The sequence below is a fragment of the Serratia sp. Z4 genome (assembly GCF_009900725.1).
GTDB classification, from domain to species: Bacteria; Pseudomonadota; Gammaproteobacteria; order Enterobacterales; family Enterobacteriaceae; genus Serratia; species Serratia nematodiphila.
Genome location: NZ_JAAABD010000010.1, coordinates 76,748 through 95,253, shown reverse-complemented (window position 1 = coordinate 95,253; position 18,506 = coordinate 76,748). Strand labels below are relative to the sequence as shown.

At 59.8% G+C, this 18,506-nt stretch carries 19 protein-coding genes; 15 read left to right on the top strand and 4 right to left on the bottom strand.

The window, feature by feature from the left end:
• The first annotated feature begins 110 nt into the window (after positions 1 to 110).
• Positions 111 to 428 carry a met regulon transcriptional regulator MetJ gene (metJ, locus tag GT753_RS23610; protein ID WP_004931076.1) on the top strand — a complete coding sequence of 106 codons (318 nt, stop codon included), beginning with the start codon at positions 111 to 113 and terminating at the stop codon, positions 426 to 428.
• A 77-nt stretch (positions 429 to 505) separates the two neighbouring features.
• On the opposite strand, the gene rpmE is transcribed toward metJ, so the two are convergent.
• Positions 506 to 721: a 50S ribosomal protein L31 gene (gene rpmE, locus GT753_RS23605; RefSeq protein ID WP_004931078.1), complete on the bottom strand. Its 216-nt coding sequence runs from the start codon at positions 719 to 721 to the stop codon at positions 506 to 508.
• 200 nt (positions 722 to 921) lie between these two features.
• On the opposite strand from rpmE, the gene priA reads away from it, so the two are divergent.
• From priA to rraA, 7 genes are all read left to right on the top strand, one after another.
• Complete coding sequence (gene priA / locus GT753_RS23600) at positions 922 to 3,117, top strand: primosomal protein N' (RefSeq protein WP_004931080.1); 2,196 nt, start codon at positions 922 to 924, stop codon at positions 3,115 to 3,117.
• A gap of 291 nt (positions 3,118 to 3,408) precedes the next feature.
• Complete coding sequence (cytR, locus tag GT753_RS23595) at positions 3,409 to 4,437, top strand: DNA-binding transcriptional regulator CytR (protein ID WP_004931082.1); 1,029 nt, start codon at positions 3,409 to 3,411, stop codon at positions 4,435 to 4,437.
• A 65-nt stretch (positions 4,438 to 4,502) separates the two neighbouring features.
• A complete protein-coding gene (gene ftsN / locus GT753_RS23590; protein WP_088382011.1) occupies positions 4,503 to 5,438 on the top strand; it encodes a cell division protein FtsN in 936 nt (311 codons plus the stop codon).
• 102 nt (positions 5,439 to 5,540) lie between these two features.
• Entirely contained in the window at positions 5,541 to 6,071 is a 531-nt protein-coding gene (hslV, locus tag GT753_RS23585) for an ATP-dependent protease subunit HslV (RefSeq protein WP_004931085.1), read from the top strand.
• Between the two features lie 12 nt (positions 6,072 to 6,083).
• Positions 6,084 to 7,418, top strand: a complete 1,335-nt coding sequence (hslU, locus tag GT753_RS23580; protein WP_004931086.1) for an HslU--HslV peptidase ATPase subunit — start codon at positions 6,084 to 6,086, stop codon at positions 7,416 to 7,418.
• Positions 7,419 to 7,500: 82 nt separating this feature from the next.
• Positions 7,501 to 8,418, top strand: coding sequence for a 1,4-dihydroxy-2-naphthoate polyprenyltransferase (locus tag GT753_RS23575; RefSeq protein WP_015379416.1), 918 nt, complete (start codon positions 7,501 to 7,503; stop codon positions 8,416 to 8,418).
• A gap of 75 nt (positions 8,419 to 8,493) precedes the next feature.
• Positions 8,494 to 8,979, top strand: a complete 486-nt coding sequence (rraA, locus tag GT753_RS23570; RefSeq protein ID WP_004931090.1) for a ribonuclease E activity regulator RraA — start codon at positions 8,494 to 8,496, stop codon at positions 8,977 to 8,979.
• A gap of 60 nt (positions 8,980 to 9,039) precedes the next feature.
• Here the strand turns inward: rraA and zapB are convergent, their stop codons facing one another.
• The gene (gene zapB, locus GT753_RS23565) at positions 9,040 to 9,279 is read right to left on the bottom strand and encodes a septal ring assembly protein ZapB (RefSeq protein ID WP_004931092.1); all 240 of its coding nucleotides are present in this window, start codon (positions 9,277 to 9,279) and stop codon (positions 9,040 to 9,042) included.
• A 523-nt stretch (positions 9,280 to 9,802) separates the two neighbouring features.
• On the opposite strand from zapB, the gene GT753_RS23560 reads away from it, so the two are divergent.
• The 3 genes from GT753_RS23560 (at position 9,803) to glpX (ending at position 13,338) form a co-directional block, all read left to right on the top strand.
• Complete coding sequence (locus tag GT753_RS23560; protein WP_015379417.1) at positions 9,803 to 10,648, top strand: MIP/aquaporin family protein; 846 nt, start codon at positions 9,803 to 9,805, stop codon at positions 10,646 to 10,648.
• Between the two features lie 42 nt (positions 10,649 to 10,690).
• Positions 10,691 to 12,199, top strand: coding sequence for a glycerol kinase GlpK (glpK, locus tag GT753_RS23555; RefSeq protein WP_004931097.1), 1,509 nt, complete (start codon positions 10,691 to 10,693; stop codon positions 12,197 to 12,199).
• Positions 12,200 to 12,327: 128 nt separating this feature from the next.
• The gene (gene glpX / locus GT753_RS23550) at positions 12,328 to 13,338 is read left to right on the top strand and encodes a class II fructose-bisphosphatase (RefSeq protein WP_016929713.1); all 1,011 of its coding nucleotides are present in this window, start codon (positions 12,328 to 12,330) and stop codon (positions 13,336 to 13,338) included.
• A 194-nt stretch (positions 13,339 to 13,532) separates the two neighbouring features.
• Here the strand turns inward: glpX and emrD are convergent, their stop codons facing one another.
• On the bottom strand, positions 13,533 to 14,717 hold the full coding sequence (gene emrD / locus GT753_RS23545; RefSeq protein ID WP_004931102.1) for a multidrug efflux MFS transporter EmrD: 1,185 nt from the start codon (positions 14,715 to 14,717) through the stop codon (positions 13,533 to 13,535).
• Between the two features lie 297 nt (positions 14,718 to 15,014).
• Here emrD and GT753_RS23540 point away from each other — a divergent pair, with 297 nt between their 5' ends.
• Positions 15,015 to 15,626 (top strand): metalloregulator ArsR/SmtB family transcription factor, encoded by a 612-nt coding sequence (locus GT753_RS23540; RefSeq protein WP_004931104.1) that lies wholly within the window; start codon positions 15,015 to 15,017, stop codon positions 15,624 to 15,626.
• Between the two features lie 3 nt (positions 15,627 to 15,629).
• Complete coding sequence (gene fpr, locus GT753_RS23535; protein WP_004931107.1) at positions 15,630 to 16,376, top strand: ferredoxin--NADP(+) reductase; 747 nt, start codon at positions 15,630 to 15,632, stop codon at positions 16,374 to 16,376.
• A gap of 8 nt (positions 16,377 to 16,384) precedes the next feature.
• On the opposite strand, the gene GT753_RS23530 is transcribed toward fpr, so the two are convergent.
• Positions 16,385 to 16,804: a DUF805 domain-containing protein gene (locus GT753_RS23530; protein ID WP_004931108.1), complete on the bottom strand. Its 420-nt coding sequence runs from the start codon at positions 16,802 to 16,804 to the stop codon at positions 16,385 to 16,387.
• Positions 16,805 to 17,003: 199 nt separating this feature from the next.
• Between GT753_RS23530 and GT753_RS23525 the strand changes: the two genes are divergently transcribed.
• Positions 17,004 to 17,588 carry a DUF1454 family protein gene (locus tag GT753_RS23525; protein ID WP_021504458.1) on the top strand — a complete coding sequence of 195 codons (585 nt, stop codon included), beginning with the start codon at positions 17,004 to 17,006 and terminating at the stop codon, positions 17,586 to 17,588.
• A gap of 127 nt (positions 17,589 to 17,715) precedes the next feature.
• A complete protein-coding gene (gene tpiA, locus GT753_RS23520) occupies positions 17,716 to 18,483 on the top strand; it encodes a triose-phosphate isomerase (protein WP_004931113.1) in 768 nt (255 codons plus the stop codon).
• Positions 18,484 to 18,506: the final 23 nt, after the last annotated feature.

Genomic DNA, 18,506 nt, shown 5'->3' with positions numbered 1-18,506 from the left:
TGACCCTGGTCGCGTAAAATTGACATTTATTTAGTGAGAACAGTGAAGATCGGGCATAATTGGCCGGTTTTTAGAATTTTGTAATTTTTCTGACAAAGTTAAGGTGTCCCATGGCTGAGTGGAACGGCGAGTATGTCAGCCCTTACGCTGAACACGGTAAAAAAAGCGAGCAAGTCAAAAAGATCACGGTATCCATTCCGCTGAAGGTCCTGAAAATCCTTACCGACGAACGGACCCGTCGCCAGGTGAACAACCTGCGCCACGCCACCAACAGCGAACTGCTGTGCGAAGCGTTTCTGCATGCCTTTACCGGCCAGCCGCTGCCGAACGATGAAGACCTGCGCAAAGAGCGCAGCGATGAAATCCCGGAAGCCGCAAAAGCGTTGATGCGCGAACTGGGTGTCGATCCCGATACCTGGGAATATTGAGAACCGCCCGGCGAACGCCGGCGGCAGAAAAGAAAAAAGGCGCCCAGGGCGCCTTTTTCATCGGTCGATAAGAAATCTTATTTCTTAGCGCCTGGTACGCTGAAACGCTTGTTGAAGCGGTCAACGCGGCCACCGGTAGCAACGTCACGCTGCTTGCCAGTGTAGAACGGGTGGCATGCGCCACAAACGTCCAGGTTCAGATCGTGGCCCACGGTGGAGCGGATCTTCATCACGTTACCGCAAGAGCAGTTAGCAGTAACTTCTTCGTATTTTGGGTGGATACCTTGTTTCATGGGAAACCTCAGTTAAGGCCGTGTCGCTATCCAGCCCTGTTTCGCCAGACACCACACGTGGTTGATAATAGAATTTTGGTATCGAATTATACCAAAGGCGGCAAATTATACAGCATTAGCCGGGGCGCGCAATCGGAACCGTACATTTGCCGATGCGCCGTGTAAACTGATGCCCACTTTTTTTCAATTTGGATGAGATCATGCCCGTCGTACACGTTGCTTTGCCGGTCCCCCTCGCCCGCACCTTCGACTATCTGCTGCCGCCCGGCATGCAGCCGGTGGCCGGCGCGCGCGTGGGCGTGCCCTGGGGCAGGCAGCATGCAATCGGCATCGTCACCGGCTGCAGCGACACCAGCGAACTGCCGCTGGACAAGCTCAAACCGATCGACAGCGTGATCGACACCGAGTCGCTGTTCTCTCCCAGCCTGTGGCGCATCCTGCGCTGGGCCAGCGATTACTATCACTATCCCATCGGTGAAGTGCTGTTCCATGCGCTGCCGATCCTGCTGCGCCAAGGCAAACCGGCCGAGGCCGCGCCGCTGTGGCAGTGGTTCGCCACCGAAGAGGGGCGCGCCACGCCGCCCGAAAGCCTGAAACGCGCGCCGAAACAGCAGCAGGCGCTGGCGGCGCTGTTGCAACGCCCGGTCTATCGCCATCAAGTCAGCCAGCTTGAGCTGACGGAAAGCGCTCTACAGGCGCTGCGCGCCAAAGGGCTGATCGACCTGCGTGCTCAGGTCGCGGCCACGCAGGACTGGCGCCCCAATTTCGCGGTGCTTGGCGAGCGGCTGCGGCTGAATACCGAACAGGCCACCGCCGTCGGGGCGATCAGAAGCGAGGATGAGCAGTTCGCCGCCTGGCTGCTGGCCGGGGTCACCGGCTCCGGCAAGACCGAGGTGTATCTCAGCGTGCTGGAGAACGTGTTGGCCAAAGGCCGGCAGGCGCTGGTGCTGGTGCCGGAAATCGGCCTGACGCCACAAACCATCGCCCGCTTTCGCGAGCGCTTCAACGCGCCGGTGGACGTGCTGCACTCCGGACTGAACGACAGCGAACGGCTGGCGGTTTGGCTGCGCGCGCGCAGCGGCGAAGCCGCGATCGTCATCGGCACCCGCTCGGCGCTGTTCACGCCGTTCCGGCAACTGGGCGTAATCATCATCGACGAAGAGCACGACAGCTCTTATAAACAGCAGGAAGGCTGGCGCTACCATGCCCGCGATCTGGCGGTGTTTCGCGCCCGGGAAGAGGACATCCCGATGGTGATGGGCTCCGCCACGCCGGCACTGGAAACGCTGCACAACGTGCAGCTGGGCAAATATCGCCAGTTAAAGCTCACCCAGCGCGCGGGCAACGCCAAACCGGCGGCGCAGCATCTGATCGATCTGAAAGGTTTGCCGCTGAAGGTCGGCCTGTCGCAGCCGCTTTTGAAAAGCATGCAGCACCATTTAAAAGCCGGCAATCAGGTGATGCTGTTCCTCAACCGCCGCGGCTATGCCCCGGCGCTGTTGTGCCACGAATGCGGCTGGATCGCCGAGTGCCAGCGCTGCGATCACTATTACACCTTCCACCAGCATCAGCGCCAGCTGCGCTGCCACCACTGCGACAGCCAGCGGCCGGTGCCGCACCAATGCCCGCAGTGCGGCTCCACCCACCTGGTATCAGTCGGCGTCGGCACCGAGCAGCTGGAGCAGGAGCTGGCGCCGCTGTTCCCCGACACGCCGATCACCCGCATCGATCGCGACACCACCAGCCGTAAAGGGGCGCTGGAGCAGCACCTGGCGGATATTCATCGCGGCGAAGCGCGCATTCTGATCGGCACGCAGATGCTGGCCAAGGGCCACCATTTTCCCGACGTCACGCTGGTGGCGTTGTTGGACGTGGACGGCGCGCTGTTCTCCGCCGACTTCCGCTCCGCCGAGCGTTTCGCTCAGCTCTATACCCAGGTCTCCGGGCGCGCGGGCCGAGCGGGCAAACAGGGTGAAGTGCTGCTGCAAACCCACCACCCGGAGCACCCGTTATTGCAGGTGCTGCTGCAACAAGGTTACGACGCCTTCGCCAAACAGACGCTGGCGGAGCGCAACAGCGTGTTTCTGCCGCCCTACACCAGCCACATCATCGTGCGCGCCGAAGATCACGATAACCAACAGGCCCCGCTGTTCCTGCAGCAGCTGCGCAACCTGCTGGAAGCCAGCCCGCTGAAGGACGATTCGCTGTGGGTGATGGGCCCGGTGCCGGCGCTGCAATCCAAACGCGGCGGCCGTTTCCGCTGGCAGCTGCTGCTGCAGCACCCGACGCGGCGCGTCCTGCAACAGCTGATGAAAAGCTCGCTGCCGCTGATCGGCACCCTGCCGCAAACACGCAAGGTGAAATGGACGCTGGATGTCGATCCGATCGACAGCTGATCCCGGAAAAGTCCGATTTAGCTGCCGCAGTGCAAACGTTTACCCTTGAAATTGCGAGCGAACGCTAAAAAACCTTCTCAGGTCACATTTTTTATGCAAATTAGGTAACAAAGGCGGGGCCTATTCTGTTTAGAATGTCTGCGAGGGCAAATTTTGTCGCCACATCGCAGCGCGACGGAGTGCCCGAACGCGAGTGGCGCTCAATGACAACAATCTCGCCACCGCATGCCGGACATTGTGAGCAAACAGCAGTAGTGGCGTCGGCATGGGGCTGACGCAAGGAGAAAGGCGTTGGAACACAAGAAAGAGTTATCCATGGCGACCATGAAAGACGTCGCCGAAATGGCGGGCGTTTCAACGGCTACCGTATCGCGTGCGCTGATGAACCCGGAAAAGGTGTCAACGCCAACGCGCCAGAAAGTGGAACAGGCCGTGCTGGCCGTAGGTTATTCTCCTCATGCTCTGTCACGCAATATCAAACGCAACGAATCCCGCACCATCCTGGTGATCGTGCCCGACATCTGCGATCCGTTTTTCGCCGATGTGATCCAGGGGATCGAACAGACCGCGGCCCAACAAGGTTATCTGGTGCTGATCGGCGACTGCGCGCAGCAAAATCAGCAAGAGCGCACCTTCGTCAATCTGATCATCACCAAACAGATCGACGGTATGCTGCTGCTGGGCTCCAACCTGCCGTTTGACGCCAGCAAGGAAGAGCAGCGCAACCTGCCGCCGATGGTGATGGCCAACGAGTTTGCCCCTGAGCTGGAACTGCCGACGGTGCACATCGACAACCTGACCGCCGCCTTTGAAGCCGTGCATTATTTGCATCAATTGGGCCACCGGCAGATCGCCTGCGTCGCCGGGCCGGAACAGATGCCGCTGAGCCATTATCGGCTGCAGGGTTACGTTCAAGCGCTACGTCGTAATGGCATTACCGTCGAAAGCAGCTATATTACCCGGGGTGATTTTACCTACGAAGCCGGCGCGCAAGCGCTGACGGCGCTGATGGCTCAGCCGAAACCGCCGACGGCGGTGTTCTGCCACAGCGACGTCATGGCGATCGGCGTGCTGTCCCAGGCGAAGAAAATGGGGTTGCGGGTACCGCAGGATCTGTCGATCGTCGGCTTTGACGACCTCAAGCTGGCGCAGTATTGCGATCCGCCGCTGACCACGGTGGCGCAGCCGCGCTTCCAGATCGGCCAACAGGCGATGTTGCTGCTGCTGGAGCAGTTGAACGGCCAGACGGTGGCCAGCGGCTCCCGGCTATTGGACAGTGAATTGATTATCAGAGGCAGCACCGCTGCTCCGAAACGCTAGTCAAATATTTTAGGGTTCAGTAACATGACGGACTTATCCTCTCATCAGGACACAGCGGAATAATAGTGGCACAAAAAGACTATGTAAGCCGTGGGCGCGCAGCAGGAGCTAAGCGCAAAACCCCCAGCCGTAAAAAACGCAGTTCTCCGAAGGTTTCCAAAACCGTGCTGGCGTTAGCCGTCGCGTTGCTGGTTGTCTTTGTCGGTGGCCTCTATTTCATTACGCACAACAAGCCGGAAGACGCGCCGTTGTTGCCTGCACACACCACTCGCCCAGGCAACGGCCTGCCGCCGAAGCCGGAAGAGCGCTGGCGCTATATCAAAGAGCTGGAAAACCGGCAGATCGGCGTGCAAACCCCGACCGAACCGACGGCCGGCGGCGAGCTCAATTCCAAAACTCAGCTGACCGCCGAACAGCGGCAGTTGCTGGAACAAATGCAGGCCGACATGCAGCAGCGTCCGACGCAGCTGAATGAAGTGCCGTATAACGATCCGGGCCAGGCCAACGCGCGCAGCAACCGCCAGCAGCAGCAGATGCAACAACCGCAAATGCAGCAGCAGCCGGTACAGCAACAGCAGCAGGTCACTCAGCCACCGCGCAACCCGTTCAACAACGGGGCCACCACCGCGCCGGTGCAGCAGCACCAGCAGCCGAAGCCGGCCACCCAGCAACCGGTGCAGGTGAAACAGCCTGAGCCGAAGCCGCAACCGAAGCCGGAGCCCAAACCGGAAGTGAAACAGGAAACGGCCAAGCAGGACACCAAACCGGAATCGAAACAGAAGTGGATGGTGCAATGCGGTTCGTTCCGCGCCACCGATCAGGCTGAATCCGTGCGTGCGCGCCTGGCGTTCGAGGGCATCGAGAGCCGCATCACCGCCGGCGGCGGCTGGAATCGCGTAGTGCTCGGCCCCTACAGCAGCCGCGCCGCAGCGGACAAAACCCTTTCGCGCCTGAAGGGCGTCGGCATGTCGAGTTGCATTCCCCTCTCCGTTGGGGGTTGAAAAGCGTCAATCCCCCCCCATCTATACTCTCAATATGCCTCGTAGCGTCTGCGAAAGCAGGCGCTGCGGGGACTTCTTTCCGTCTTTAACGAGGGTCTGCTCGTGACAACAATTGTAAGCGTACGCCGCAACGGCCAGGTCGTCATCGGTGGTGATGGCCAGGCAACCCTGGGTAATACGGTGATGAAGGGTAACGTCAAGAAAGTGCGTCGCCTGTATAACGACAAAGTGATCGCCGGTTTCGCCGGTGGCACCGCTGACGCCTTCACGCTGTTTGAACTGTTTGAACGCAAACTGGAAATGCATCAGGGCCACCTGGTGAAAGCCGCCGTCGAGCTGGCGAAAGACTGGCGCACCGACCGCATGCTGCGCAAGCTCGAAGCGCTGCTGGCGGTCGCCGATGAAACCGCCTCGCTGATCATCACCGGCAACGGCGATGTGGTGCAGCCGGAAAACGATCTGATCGCCATCGGCTCCGGCGGCCCGTACGCCCAGGCCGCCGCCCGCGCCATGTTGGAAAATACCGAACTGAGCGCCCGCGACATCGTTGAGAAATCTCTCAACATCGCCGGCGACATCTGTATTTACACCAACCATTTCCACACCATTGAAGAATTGCCTTCCAAAGCGTAAGGATCGAATACCATGTCTGAAATGACCCCGCGCGAGATCGTCAGCGAACTAGACAGCTATATCATTGGCCAAAACAAGGCCAAACGCGCTGTCGCCATTGCCCTGCGCAACCGCTGGCGCCGGATGCAGCTCAACGAGATGCTGCGTCACGAAGTGACCCCGAAAAACATTCTGATGATCGGCCCGACCGGCGTCGGTAAAACCGAAATCGCCCGCCGTCTGGCGAAGCTGGCCAACGCGCCGTTCATCAAGGTTGAAGCCACCAAGTTCACCGAAGTGGGCTATGTGGGCAAAGAAGTGGACTCCATCATCCGCGATCTAACCGATGCCGCCATCAAAATGGTGCGCATGCAGTCGATCGAGAAAAACCGCACCCGCGCCGAAGAGTTGGCCGAAGAGCGCATTCTCGACGTGCTGATCCCGCCGGCCAAAAACAACTGGGGCCAGCCGGAAGAAAATCAGGAACCGTCCGCCGCCCGCCAGGCATTCCGCAAGAAACTGCGCGAAGGCCAGCTGGATGACAAAGAGATCGAAATCGATCTGGCCGCCGCGCCGATGGGCGTGGAAATCATGGCGCCTCCGGGCATGGAAGAGATGACCAACCAGCTGCAGTCGATGTTCCAGAACCTCGGCGGCCAGAAGCAAAAACCGCGCAAGCTGAAGATCAAAGAAGCCTTCAAGCTGCTGGTGGAAGAAGAAGCCGCCAAGCTGGTGAATCCGGAAGAGCTGAAAGAGCAGGCGATCGAAGCGGTTGAGCAGCACGGCATCGTGTTTATCGATGAGATCGACAAAATCTGTAAGCGCGGCGGCCAAAGCTCCGGCCCGGATGTCTCGCGCGAAGGCGTGCAGCGCGATCTGCTGCCGCTGGTGGAAGGCTGCACCGTGTCCACCAAGCACGGCATGGTGAAGACCGACCACATCCTGTTCATCGCTTCCGGCGCGTTCCAGACCGCCAATCCGTCGGATCTGATCCCGGAACTGCAGGGCCGTCTGCCGATCCGCGTTGAGCTGCAGGCGCTGACCACCGAAGACTTCGAGCGCATCCTGACCGAGCCGAGCGCGTCGCTGACCGAACAGTACAAAGCGCTGATGGGCACCGAAGGCGTCAACATCGAGTTCACCGCCGACGGCATCCGCCGCATCGCCGAAGCCGCGTGGCAGGTCAACGAAAGCACCGAGAACATCGGCGCGCGTCGTCTGCACACCGTGCTGGAGCGTCTGATGGAAGATATTTCCTACGATGCGAGTGAAATTAATGGCCAATCCATTACAATTGATGCGGATTACGTGCGCAGTCATCTGGATGAACTGGTGGCGGATGAAGATTTGAGTCGTTTTATCCTATAATCGCTCAATCATTGTCTTGTCAGTCATCTGTGTGGGAGGCATTGCCTCCCACAATTATTTCTAACGGACACAGAAGCGAAACATGAGCTCATCAACCTCCACCACCCCGATTTCCGCCTGGCTGGAAAGTCTACGCCCCCGCACCCTGCCGCTGGCCTTTGCCTCCATCGTGGTCGGCTCGGCAATCGCCGCCTGGCACGGCAGCCTGAAACCGGAAGTAGCGCTGCTGGCGCTGTTGACCGCCGGCCTGCTGCAGATCCTCTCCAACCTGGCGAACGACTACGGCGATGCGGTCAAAGGCAGCGACAAAGAAGATCGCATCGGGCCATTGCGCGGCATGCAGAAAGGCATGATCACCCAGGCGCAGATGAAACGGGCGCTGGTGGTGACGGTGGTGCTGATCGCCCTCGCCGGCTGTTCGCTGATCGCCGTCGCCTGCGAGCAACCCAGCGACGTGGTGGGTTTCCTGGTGCTGGGCGGGCTGTCCATCGTGGCGGCCATCACCTATACCGTCGGCAACAAGCCCTACGGGTATTTGGGGCTGGGCGATATCTCGGTGTTGGTATTCTTCGGCTGGCTGAGCGTGGCCGGTACCTACTATCTGCAGACGCACACCTTCGACAGCGTCGTGATGCTGCCGGCCACCGCCTGCGGCCTGCTGGCGACGGCGGTGCTCAACATCAACAATCTGCGCGATATCGAAAGCGATCGCGAAAACGGCAAGAATACGCTGGCAGTGCGTCTCGGCCCGCACAAGGCGCGCATTTACCACGCCCTGCTGCTCGGCGGCGCGGTGCTGTGTTTCGCGCTGTTCACGCTGTTCAACCTCCACAGCCCGTGGGGTTGGCTGTTCGTGCTGGCGATCCCGCTGCTGGTGCGCCACGGCCTGCGCGTGCTGCGCGATCCGACGCCGGTCGGCATGCGGCCGATGCTGGAGCATATGGTCAAGGCGGCGTTGCTGGCCAACCTGCTGTTCGCCATCGGCGTGGCGCTCAGTTAAAAACTGATGATTTTGCCAACAGGGCGAATAAAGGGATATACTGAACATTCCTGCGGCAAACAGACGTAAAATCCTATGAAATACGATACTTCCGAACTTTGCGACATCTATCATGAAGAGGTGAACGTTGTTGAACCTCTGTTCTCCAATTTTGGCGGGCGTACTTCATTTGGCGGGCAGATCACCACGGTGAAATGCTTTGAGGATAACGGCCTGTTGTTCGATCTGCTTGAAGAAAACGGCCGCGGCCGCGTGCTGTTGGTCGACGGCGGCGGTTCGGTACGCCGGGCGCTGATCAACGCCGAACTGGCGCGCCTGGCCGCCCAGAACGAATGGGAAGGCATCGTGGTGTACGGCGCGGTGCGCCAGGTGGACGATCTGGAAGAGCTCGACATCGGCATTCAGGCGATGGCGGCGATCCCGGCGGGTGCCGTAAGCGAAGGCGTGGGCGAAAGCGATATCCGCGTCAACTTCGGTGGCGTCACCTTCTTCTCAGGCGACCACCTGTATGCCGACAATACCGGCATCATCCTCTCCGAAGACCCGCTCGACATCGAGTGATTTTCGGACATGAAAAAGGGCGCCTCAGGCGCCCTTTTCGTTGCTGCATGGCGTAAGGAATCAAACCTCTTCCATTTTGCCCAGCAGCGCGCGCAGGCGATCTTGCCATACGTGCTGTTCTTCTTTCAGCTGTTGGTTTTCACGCACCAGCGCTTCGTGGTTGCCGGAGGCAGCCTGAACTTCCTGCGACAGAGAGTTGTTTTTGTCTTTCAGCTCTTCAATTTCCATCTGCAACAAGGTGATGGTATCAATCGCCTGCTGTACTTTTGCTTCCAGTTTCTCAAATACTTCAAATGACATGCTTCAGTCCCCTCATGATAGCAAGGCGTACATCTATAAGTAGCGGCCGCAACGTCGGCTGCAGCTACTGCGAATATTGCATCGCGCTCAGTGACGCGCGCCGTTACGAAAGGCGCGCCGGTCTCGATTCGTTAAAAACGATTGTAAGTAGCCAGTCTCCGCCTGTCTAGCAACATACCGGATCATCGCGCAGTCTGTTGCAATTTTCCTGCCCTCGCCATCAGCAAAAACTGAAAATCCCCATCGCCGCCGCCGCGAGTTGTTAACGCCCCTCGCTAAACCACTGGTCAGATCACACTTTTATGGCTCAGAAAGAACACTAAACGACGCGAAATCGCTCAATTTTATGACGCGCCACACACATTTTGATTTCGCTATTTCTCGTTTATGTTCGTTAACGATAAATTTACATCACGTCCTCATTCAATAATTGGACGAGATGAAAAAACTGTGCCCATAGGTCAGATGTATACCTGGCTGAGCCTATAAACCAACAACCGCCGTTTTGCAGGACACCAACATTATGAGCCAAACCACCAGTCCGACATTAAAAGGCCAGTGCATCGCCGAGTTCCTCGGCACGGCGCTGCTGATCTTCTTTGGCGTAGGCTGCGTTGCCGCGCTGAAACTGGCGGGCGCCAGCTTCGGCCAGTGGGAAATCAGCATCATTTGGGGCCTGGGCGTCGCCATGGCCATCTATCTGACCGCCGCGATTTCCGGTGCGCATCTCAACCCGGCGGTCACCCTCGCCCTGTGGCTGTTCGCCTGCTTCGACGGGCGCAAAGTGGTGCCTTACATCATTGCGCAGGTCGCCGGCGCCTTCTGCGCCGCGGCCTTGGTCTACGGGCTGTACTACAATCTGTTCTTCGACTTCGAAGCGGCCCACCACATGGTGCGCGGCAGCAACGAAAGCCTCGAACTGGCCGGCATCTTCTCGACTTACCCTAACGCGCACATCTCCGTCGGCCAGGCCTTCCTGGTAGAAATGGTGATCGCTGCAATCCTGATGTGCCTGATCCTGGCGCTGACCGACGACGGCAACGGCATTCCGCGCGGCCCGCTGGCGCCGCTGCTGATCGGTATTCTGATTGCCGTGATCGGCGCCTCCATGGGACCATTGACCGGCTTTGCGTTGAACCCGGCGCGTGACTTCGGGCCGAAACTGTTCGCCTACCTGGCCGGCTGGGGCAAAGTCGCCTTCACCGGCGCACGCGACATCCCGTACTTCCTGGTGCCGATCTTCGCCCCTATCGTCGGCTGTGGCCTGGGCGCTTTCGGTTACCGCGCGCTGATTGGCCGCCACCTGCCGTGCGACGTCTGCGTGACGGAAGAAGAGCCTGACGCCAAGACCCAGCAGCGTAAAGCGTGATGGGTGCAGTTTTACACGGTTAACAACAGCAGGATAATTACCATGACTGTAGAAAAAAAATACATTGTCGCACTCGACCAAGGGACCACCAGCTCACGTGCCGTCGTGCTCGATCACGACGCCAACATCGTTGCAGTATCGCAGCGCGAATTCCCGCAGATCTATCCAAAGGCCGGCTGGGTTGAGCACGACCCAATGGAGATCTGGGCGTCGCAAAGTTCGACGCTGGTAGAAGTGCTGGCGAAAGCCGACATCAATTCCGATCAGATCGCCGGCATCGGCATCACCAACCAGCGCGAAACCACCATCGTCTGGGAAAAAGAGACCGGCAAGCCGATTTACAACGCCATCGTTTGGCAGTGCCGCCGCACCGCCGACATCTGCGAGAAGCTCAAGCGCGACGGCCTGGAAGAGTACATCCGTCACAACACCGGCCTGGTGGTTGACCCGTACTTCTCCGGCACCAAGGTGAAGTGGATCCTGGACAACGTCGAAGGCGCCCGCGAGCGCGCCAAGCGCGGCGAACTGCTGTTCGGCACCGTGGATACCTGGCTGGTGTGGAAAATGACCCAGGGGCGCGTACACGTCACCGATTACACCAACGCCTCACGCACCATGATGTTCAACATCCACGAACTGGACTGGGACGAGCGCATGCTGGAAGTGCTGGATATCCCGCGCGCCATGCTGCCGAAAGTCCGCCCGTCCTCCGAAGTGTACGGCCAGACCAACATCGGCGGTAAGGGCGGCACGCGTATTCCTATCGCCGGTATCGCCGGTGACCAGCAGGCGGCACTGTACGGCCAGCTGTGCGTTCAACCGGGCATGGCGAAGAACACCTACGGCACCGGCTGCTTCCTGCTGATGAACACCGGCAAAGAAGCGGTGCGCTCGAAAAACGGTCTGCTGACCACCATCGCCTGCGGCCCACGCGGCGAAGTGAACTATGCGCTGGAAGGCGCGGTGTTCATCGGCGGTGCGTCTATCCAGTGGCTGCGCGACGAGCTGAAACTGATCAGCGACGCCGCCGACTCCGAATATTTCGCCACCAAGGTGAAAGACAGCAACGGCGTCTATGTGGTGCCGGCCTTCACCGGCCTGGGCGCGCCCTACTGGGATCCGTATGCTCGCGGCGCCATCTTCGGCCTGACCCGTGGTGCCAACAGCAACCACATCATCCGCGCCACGCTGGAATCCATCGCCTTCCAGACCCGTGACGTGCTGGACGCCATGCAGGCCGACGCCAACACCCGCCTGCAATCGCTGCGCGTGGACGGCGGCGCGGTCGCCAACAACTTCCTGATGCAGTTCCAGTCCGATATTCTCGGCACCCGCGTAGAACGCCCTGAAGTGCGTGAATCGACGGCGCTGGGCGCGGCGTTCCTGGCGGGCCTGGCCATCGGCTACTGGAACGATCTGGATGAAGTGAAGAGCAAAGCGGTGGTTGAGCGTGAATTCCGCCCAAGCATCGAAACCACCGAACGCAACTACCGCTACAGCGGCTGGAAAAAAGCGGTGGCTCGCGCTCAGGCATGGGAAGATCACGAGTAATCCCGAAGCTGCCGTTTCGCCAACAAGCGCTGCCTGCGGGCGGCGCTTTTTTTTGCCCCGCCCTGCCGCCACCGCGCTGTGATAGACTTTGTCGATATTTTCCTCCCTTTCTCACAGACAGGTTTGCCATGAAACGTGAATTAGCCATCGAATTCTCCCGCGTTACCGAAGCCGCCGCGCTGGCGGGCTACAAATGGCTGGGGCGCGGCGACAAGAACGCCGCCGACGGCGCGGCGGTCCACGCCATGCGCATCATGCTCAACAAAGTGGATATCGATGGGCGCATCGTGATCGGCGAAGGCGAGATCGACGAAGCACCGATGTTGTATATCGGCGAGCAGGTCGGTACCGGTCAGGGCGACGCAGTCGACATCGCGGTCGATCCGATCGAAGGCACCCGCATGACCGCCATGGGCCAGTCCAATGCACTGGCGGTATTGGCGGTGGGCGATCGCGGCACCTTCCTGCACGCGCCGGACATGTACATGGAGAAGCTGGTGGTCGGCCCGGCGGCGCGCGGCGCCATCGATCTCAACCGGCCATTGGCAGAAAACCTGCAGAACGTCGCCGAACGACTGGGCAAACCGCTGTCGCAGCTGACGGTGATTGTATTGGCCAAACCGCGCCACGACGGCGTCATCGCGCAGATGCAGCAATTGGGCGTGCGAGTATTCGCCATTCCTGACGGCGACGTAGCGGCCTCCATTCTCACCTGCATGCCGGAAAGCGAGGTCGATGTGATGTACGGCATCGGCGGCGCGCCGGAAGGGGTGATCTCAGCCGCGGTGATCCGCGCGCTGGACGGTGACATGCAGGCGCGTTTGCTGCCGCGTCATGAGGTGAAAGGCGACAGCGCCGAAAACCGCCGCATCGGCGAACAAGAGTTGGCCCGCTGCCGGGAGATGGGTATCGAAGCCGGCCAGGCGCTGCGTCTGGATCAGATGGCGCGCAACGACAACGTGATCTTCTCCGCCACCGGCATCACCAAGGGCGATTTGCTGGAAGGCATCAGCCGCCAGGGCAACATGGCCACCACCGAAACGTTGCTGATCCGCGGCAAGTCGCGCACCATCCGCCGTATTCGTTCGACCCACTATCTGGATCGCAAAGACCCGGCGCTGCACGAGTTTCTGCTGTAACGAAACAGGGCGCCGAATGGCGCCCTGATGATTGATGACAAACCTCATGCCCTTGCCGTGTTGGCAGAGAACAGCGAATAAAAAACAAGGAAAATCAATTTATTGATTTTCGGCTGATAACCACAAAGGGGAGAAAAACCCCGCTTTTTCTCCCCTTTGTCAACGGTATGAGGGCGCCGAATGGCGCCCTGTCGTTATGCGGTATGCCCCTGATGCTGCATACGATTGGACAGCGGCCACCAGCACAGCAGGATCAGCAGCGCCATCGCGAACATCAGCAAGCCGAGGCTGAACTGCCCGGTTTGCGGCAACATGGCGGACAGCCAGGTCGCCAGACCGGACCCCATGTTCTGCATCCCGCCCACCAGTGCGCCCGCCGCGCCGGCCAGGTAAGGGAACGGCTCCATCGCCCCGGTGGTCGCCAGCGGGAACAGCATGCCGGCGCCGAAGAAGAACAGCGCGGCCGGCACGATCAGCGTCCAGATGTTCATCACGCCGAACCAGCCCGGGATCCACATCATCGCCCCCGCCAGCAGGCAGCTAATCACCGAATGCCACATCAGCGTGTGGAAGGTCTTGCCGTCGCGCCCGGCGTACCAGGCGCCGAAAAACGCCGCCGGGATCGGCAGAATGAACAGGATGCTGACAGTCAGCCCACTCAGCCCCAACACGCCGCCCATCAACACGCCGCAGCTGGCCTCGAATACCGCAATCCCCGCCAGCGCGCCGATCAGCATCACCAGATAGCAGCTGAAGGTGCTGTCACCCAGCAGCTGGCGGAAACTGGCCAGCATGCGACGTTTTTCCGTTTGCACCGGGCGGGTTTCCGGCAGCCAGCGGAACATGGCGAAGGCGACGCAGGCGCACAGCGCCAGCAGGAAGGCGTAGCAGGCGCGCCAGCCGAACACCATCGCCAATGCGCCGCCGATCACCGGCGCCAGCAGCGGGCTAACCAAAATCCCCATGTTCAACAGGCTGTTGGCGTAGCGCAGGGCGGTGCCGGCATACAGATCGCGCGGCATGGTGCGCGCCATCACGCCCGCCACGCCGGTGCCCATGCCCTGAATCGCGCTGGCGGCAACCAGCATCGTCAGGTTGGTGGACAGCAGCGCGCCCAGCGCACCGACCAGGAAGATCATCATGCCGGTCAGGATCACCGGGCGGCGCCCGATACGATCCGATATCGGCCCGTAAATCAGCTGGGAGAAACCGTAGGTCAGCAGATACGCCGCCATCACCCGTTGCACGGCGCCGGTGCGAACCGACAGATCGTGGGCGATATCAGCAATAACGGGAACATAAATGGTTTGCGCCATCTGGCCGACGGCGACCAACAGGATAAGCATCACCAGCAGGTGAAAATTCTCTAGTTTTCTCATTATCTTCGTTAACGTTTCAACTCGTCACAGCGTCCCGGTATGGCCGTTGCAGCAGCCAGAACGGCGAGCAGCCCTCTATGGCGGCATAAACTAATCAAATCTGATTTTTTTAGCGAGTTTCAGGCAGATATTGATCCAGGTCACACTGGCAGCAAACCCGACCAGGCTCGTAAATTAAACTGTACGTCTAACGCTTTGGAGTTAAAAATAGCGCCCTTGCAGTAGCCGCGCTTTAGCATTTAATCGATAATTATTTTCATCAACTTGAAATAAAATAACACCATAGGGATTTGGTTCATGAAAACACCTGAGCTGATTTTATTGCAGTTAAAGGCTCTCGGCCCGCACTCGGCCAAAATGCTGGCGGAGCGTCTGGACATCACGCCGATGGGCATCCGACAACATCTGCAATCCCTGGAAAAACGTGAGTTGGTTTGTTACGAAGAAGCGCGCAGCAAGGTCGGCCGCCCGACGCGCTACTGGTCGCTGACAGCGCGAGGGCACGCTTTTGCGGCCGCCGATCAGGAACGGCTGCGGGCATCCGCGCTGCGGCTGTTTGGCGGCGCCGGCGTGGAACCGTTGCTGAACGCGCGCGAAGAGCAGCTTTATCTGCGTTATGCCGAAGAGCTGTCTGCCGAGCGCAGCCACCAAGAGCGGTTAGCCCGATTGGTGCGTCTGCGGCAACATGATGGTTACATGGCTGAATTGCTCGATCATCCGCACGGTGCGCTGTTGGTGGAAAACCACTGTCCGATCGGCGTGGCCGGTTCCAACTGCAGCAGCCTGTGCAATTCCGAGCTGCAGCTGTTTCACCGCCTGTTCGGCAACGACTACCGGATAGAGCGCACCACGCACGCCATTTCCGGCTCACGACATTGTGCTTATTTGATTCGACCACGGGAGCTTTAGAGTATGGCTGAATGGGTAAACGGCAAGGTTACGCAGGTAAAACAATGGACCGACGGGCTGTTCAGCCTGGTGGTCAATGCCCCCATCGATCCTTTCACCGCCGGGCAATTCGCCAAACTGGCGCTGGAGATCGACGGCGAACGAGTGCAACGCGCCTACTCCTACGTCAATGCCCCCGATGACGCCAACCTGGAGTTCTATCTGGTGACGGTGCCGGAAGGCAAACTGAGCCCGCGCCTCAATCAGCTGCGGCCAGGTTCGGATGTCATGGTGACTAAAGAAGCGGCCGGATTCTTCGTGCTGGATGAGGTGCCCGACTGCGACACGCTGTGGATGCTGGCGACCGGCACCGCCATCGGCCCCTATTTATCGATTCTGCAGCAAGGCGTCGGCCTGGAACGCTTTAACAACCTGGTGCTGGTGCACGCCGCGCGTTTTGCGCGCGATCTGAGCTACCTGCCGCTGATGCAGCAACTGCAGCAACGCTACAACGGCAAGCTGCGCATCCAGACCGTCGTCAGCCGTGAAGAGACGCCCGGTTCACTGACCGGCCGCGTGCCGGCGCTGATCGAGGACGGCCGGCTGGAAGCGGCGATCGGCTTGACCATCGACGCCGAAACCAGCCACGTGATGCTGTGCGGCAACCCGCAGATGGTGCGGGACACCCAGCAAACGCTGAAAGACCACCGCCAAATGCGCAAGCACCTGCGCCGCAAACCGGGCCACATCACCAGCGAGCACTACTGGTAACCCGAGGATCAGCGGAACTTCACCGGTTCGGCTTCCGGGCCGAACCGATTGTCTCCCGGCGTGCCGACGAAGGCGCCCAGATCGATAGTCATCATCACGATAATCAGCGTCGGGATGAAACGCCCGACGCCCCATTGCCAGATCGGCGCCAGCATTTGCCAGTTGCCCGCCGCCAGCATCCACGCCAGGATCAGCAGCAACGCCCACCAGCCGGCCTTGTTGCGATCGTGCAGACGTTTGACCAGCACCGCCGCCGTCGGCCAGAGCAGCGCCACGATAAAGAAGGCGATGGATTGGATGGCGATCAATTGATAATTGGCCAGCGTAAACGCCGCCGCCATCAGCACCAACCACAGCCCCATCCAGATCCAGAAGTCGCGCCGCCCGATGCGGCCCTTAAAAGAAAAACACCACTGTTGTAACGTCATCGATTCCTGCGCTCTAAGCCTGCCCATATTCTGCGCCGCAGTGTAACATAGGCGCTGCCGGGCCGAGTTTTCCGCCTTGCATAACGCGGCGCGCCGCACAGCTTTCTCGTCAGCGAACCGATAATGGCGTGGGATCTTTGACAAGGCCTGCGGGTTATCGCTTTAATCGGAGCCATCTTTGTCCTTGATGCCATACGCCATGCTGAGAAAAACCCTCGCCATCGCCTGCCTGCTGCAGGCCGCCGCCAGCGCCTGGGCCGAACCGCCCGCCGCCGAAGCGAAACCGACCGCGCCTTACCTGCTGGCCGGGGCGCCGACCTTCGATCTGACGGTGGTCAAATTCCGCGAGAAATACAATCGCGACAACCCCAAGCTGCCGATTGGCGAATTCCGCGCCATTCCCGCCGCCGAAGACGATTCGCCGCTGCTGACGCGCGCCGCCAGTAAACTCAACGAAAACCTGTACGCCTCCACCGCACTGGAGAAAGGTACCGGTAAAATCAAAACGTTGCAGATCACGCATCTGCCGCTGCAGCAGGCCAATGAAGAAAAAGCCGCGCGCGCCATCGCCATCAACTACATGGCGGCGCTGATGCGTCAGTTCGAACCGGCGCTGACGGTGGAACAGAGCCAGAACAAGGTGAACAGCCTGCTGGAAAAAGGCAAAGGATCGCGTTTTTACCAACAGCAGGTCGGCGCCATTCGCTATGTCGTCTCGGACAACGGCGATAAAGGCGTCACCTTCGCGGTTGAACCGATTAAGCTGGCGCTTTCCGAGCCGTAACGGCGCGGCATTTAATGACGAAAAGCAAAGCCTTCGCGCTTAATGATCTCTATACTGTTGGGCAGGTAAACTGCCGGTCCGGCAGTTGTCATTTCGACTCTCGCGTTCCCTAGTTGGAGGAAAAAACATGCGTCATCCATTAGTTATGGGTAACTGGAAGCTTAACGGCAGCACCCACATGGTCAACGAACTGATCGCCGGCCTGCGCAATGAGCTGAGCAGCGTTGACGGCTGTGGCGTCGCCATCGCCCCGCCGGTGATGTATCTGGATCAGGCCAAGCACGCGCTGGCCGGCAGCCGCATCGCGCTGGGCGCGCAGAACGTGGACGTTAACCTGTCCGGCGCCTTCACCGGTGAAGTTTCCGCCAACATGCTGAAAGACGTCGGCGCTCAGTACATCATCATCGGCCACTCCGAGCGTCGCACCTACCACAAAGAAAGCGACGAAGTGATCGCCGAGAAATTCGCCGTGCTGAAAGAAGCCGGCCTGATCCCGGTGCTGTGCATCGGTGAAACCGAAGCGGAAAACGCCGCGGGCAAAACCGAAGAAGTATGCGCGCGCCAGATCGACGCCGTGCTGAAAACGCTGGGCGCACCGGCGATGAAAGGCACCGTGATCGCCTATGAGCCGGTCTGGGCCATCGGTACCGGCAAATCCGCCACCCCTGCGCAGGCGCAGGCCGTGCACAAATTTATCCGCGATCACATCGCCAAGCACGATGCCGCGGTTGCCGCTGAAATCATCATCCAGTACGGCGGTTCGGTGAACGACAAGAACGCCGCAGAGCTGTTCTCTCAGCCGGACATCGATGGCGCGCTGGTTGGCGGCGCCTCGCTGAAAGCCGACGCTTTCGCCGTGATCGTCAAAGCCGCTGCCGCAGCGAAAAAAGCCTGATTGCCTTAGGCTTGCCATAAAAA

Excerpts from the sequence above, each read along its gene's own strand:
- rpmE (WP_004931078.1), bottom strand. The coding sequence starts at position 721 with ATGAAACAAGGTATCCACCCAAAATACGAAGAAGTTACTGCTAACTGC.
- GT753_RS23525 (WP_021504458.1), top strand. The coding sequence starts at position 17,004 with ATGCTGAGAAAAACCCTCGCCATCGCCTGCCTGCTGCAGGCCGCCGCC.
- zapB (WP_004931092.1), bottom strand. The coding sequence starts at position 9,279 with ATGTCATTTGAAGTATTTGAGAAACTGGAAGCAAAAGTACAGCAGGCG.
- glpX (WP_016929713.1), top strand. The coding sequence starts at position 12,328 with ATGAAACGTGAATTAGCCATCGAATTCTCCCGCGTTACCGAAGCCGCC.
- GT753_RS23540 (WP_004931104.1), top strand. The coding sequence starts at position 15,015 with ATGAAAACACCTGAGCTGATTTTATTGCAGTTAAAGGCTCTCGGCCCG.
- GT753_RS23530 (WP_004931108.1), bottom strand. The coding sequence starts at position 16,804 with ATGACGTTACAACAGTGGTGTTTTTCTTTTAAGGGCCGCATCGGGCGG.
- fpr (WP_004931107.1), top strand. The coding sequence starts at position 15,630 with ATGGCTGAATGGGTAAACGGCAAGGTTACGCAGGTAAAACAATGGACC.
- priA (WP_004931080.1), top strand. The coding sequence starts at position 922 with ATGCCCGTCGTACACGTTGCTTTGCCGGTCCCCCTCGCCCGCACCTTC.
- GT753_RS23575 (WP_015379416.1), top strand. The coding sequence starts at position 7,501 with ATGAGCTCATCAACCTCCACCACCCCGATTTCCGCCTGGCTGGAAAGT.
- glpK (WP_004931097.1), top strand. The coding sequence starts at position 10,691 with ATGACTGTAGAAAAAAAATACATTGTCGCACTCGACCAAGGGACCACC.
- tpiA (WP_004931113.1), top strand. The coding sequence starts at position 17,716 with ATGCGTCATCCATTAGTTATGGGTAACTGGAAGCTTAACGGCAGCACC.
- hslU (WP_004931086.1), top strand. The coding sequence starts at position 6,084 with ATGTCTGAAATGACCCCGCGCGAGATCGTCAGCGAACTAGACAGCTAT.
- rraA (WP_004931090.1), top strand. The coding sequence starts at position 8,494 with ATGAAATACGATACTTCCGAACTTTGCGACATCTATCATGAAGAGGTG.
- metJ (WP_004931076.1), top strand. The coding sequence starts at position 111 with ATGGCTGAGTGGAACGGCGAGTATGTCAGCCCTTACGCTGAACACGGT.
- emrD (WP_004931102.1), bottom strand. The coding sequence starts at position 14,717 with ATGAGAAAACTAGAGAATTTTCACCTGCTGGTGATGCTTATCCTGTTG.
- GT753_RS23560 (WP_015379417.1), top strand. The coding sequence starts at position 9,803 with ATGAGCCAAACCACCAGTCCGACATTAAAAGGCCAGTGCATCGCCGAG.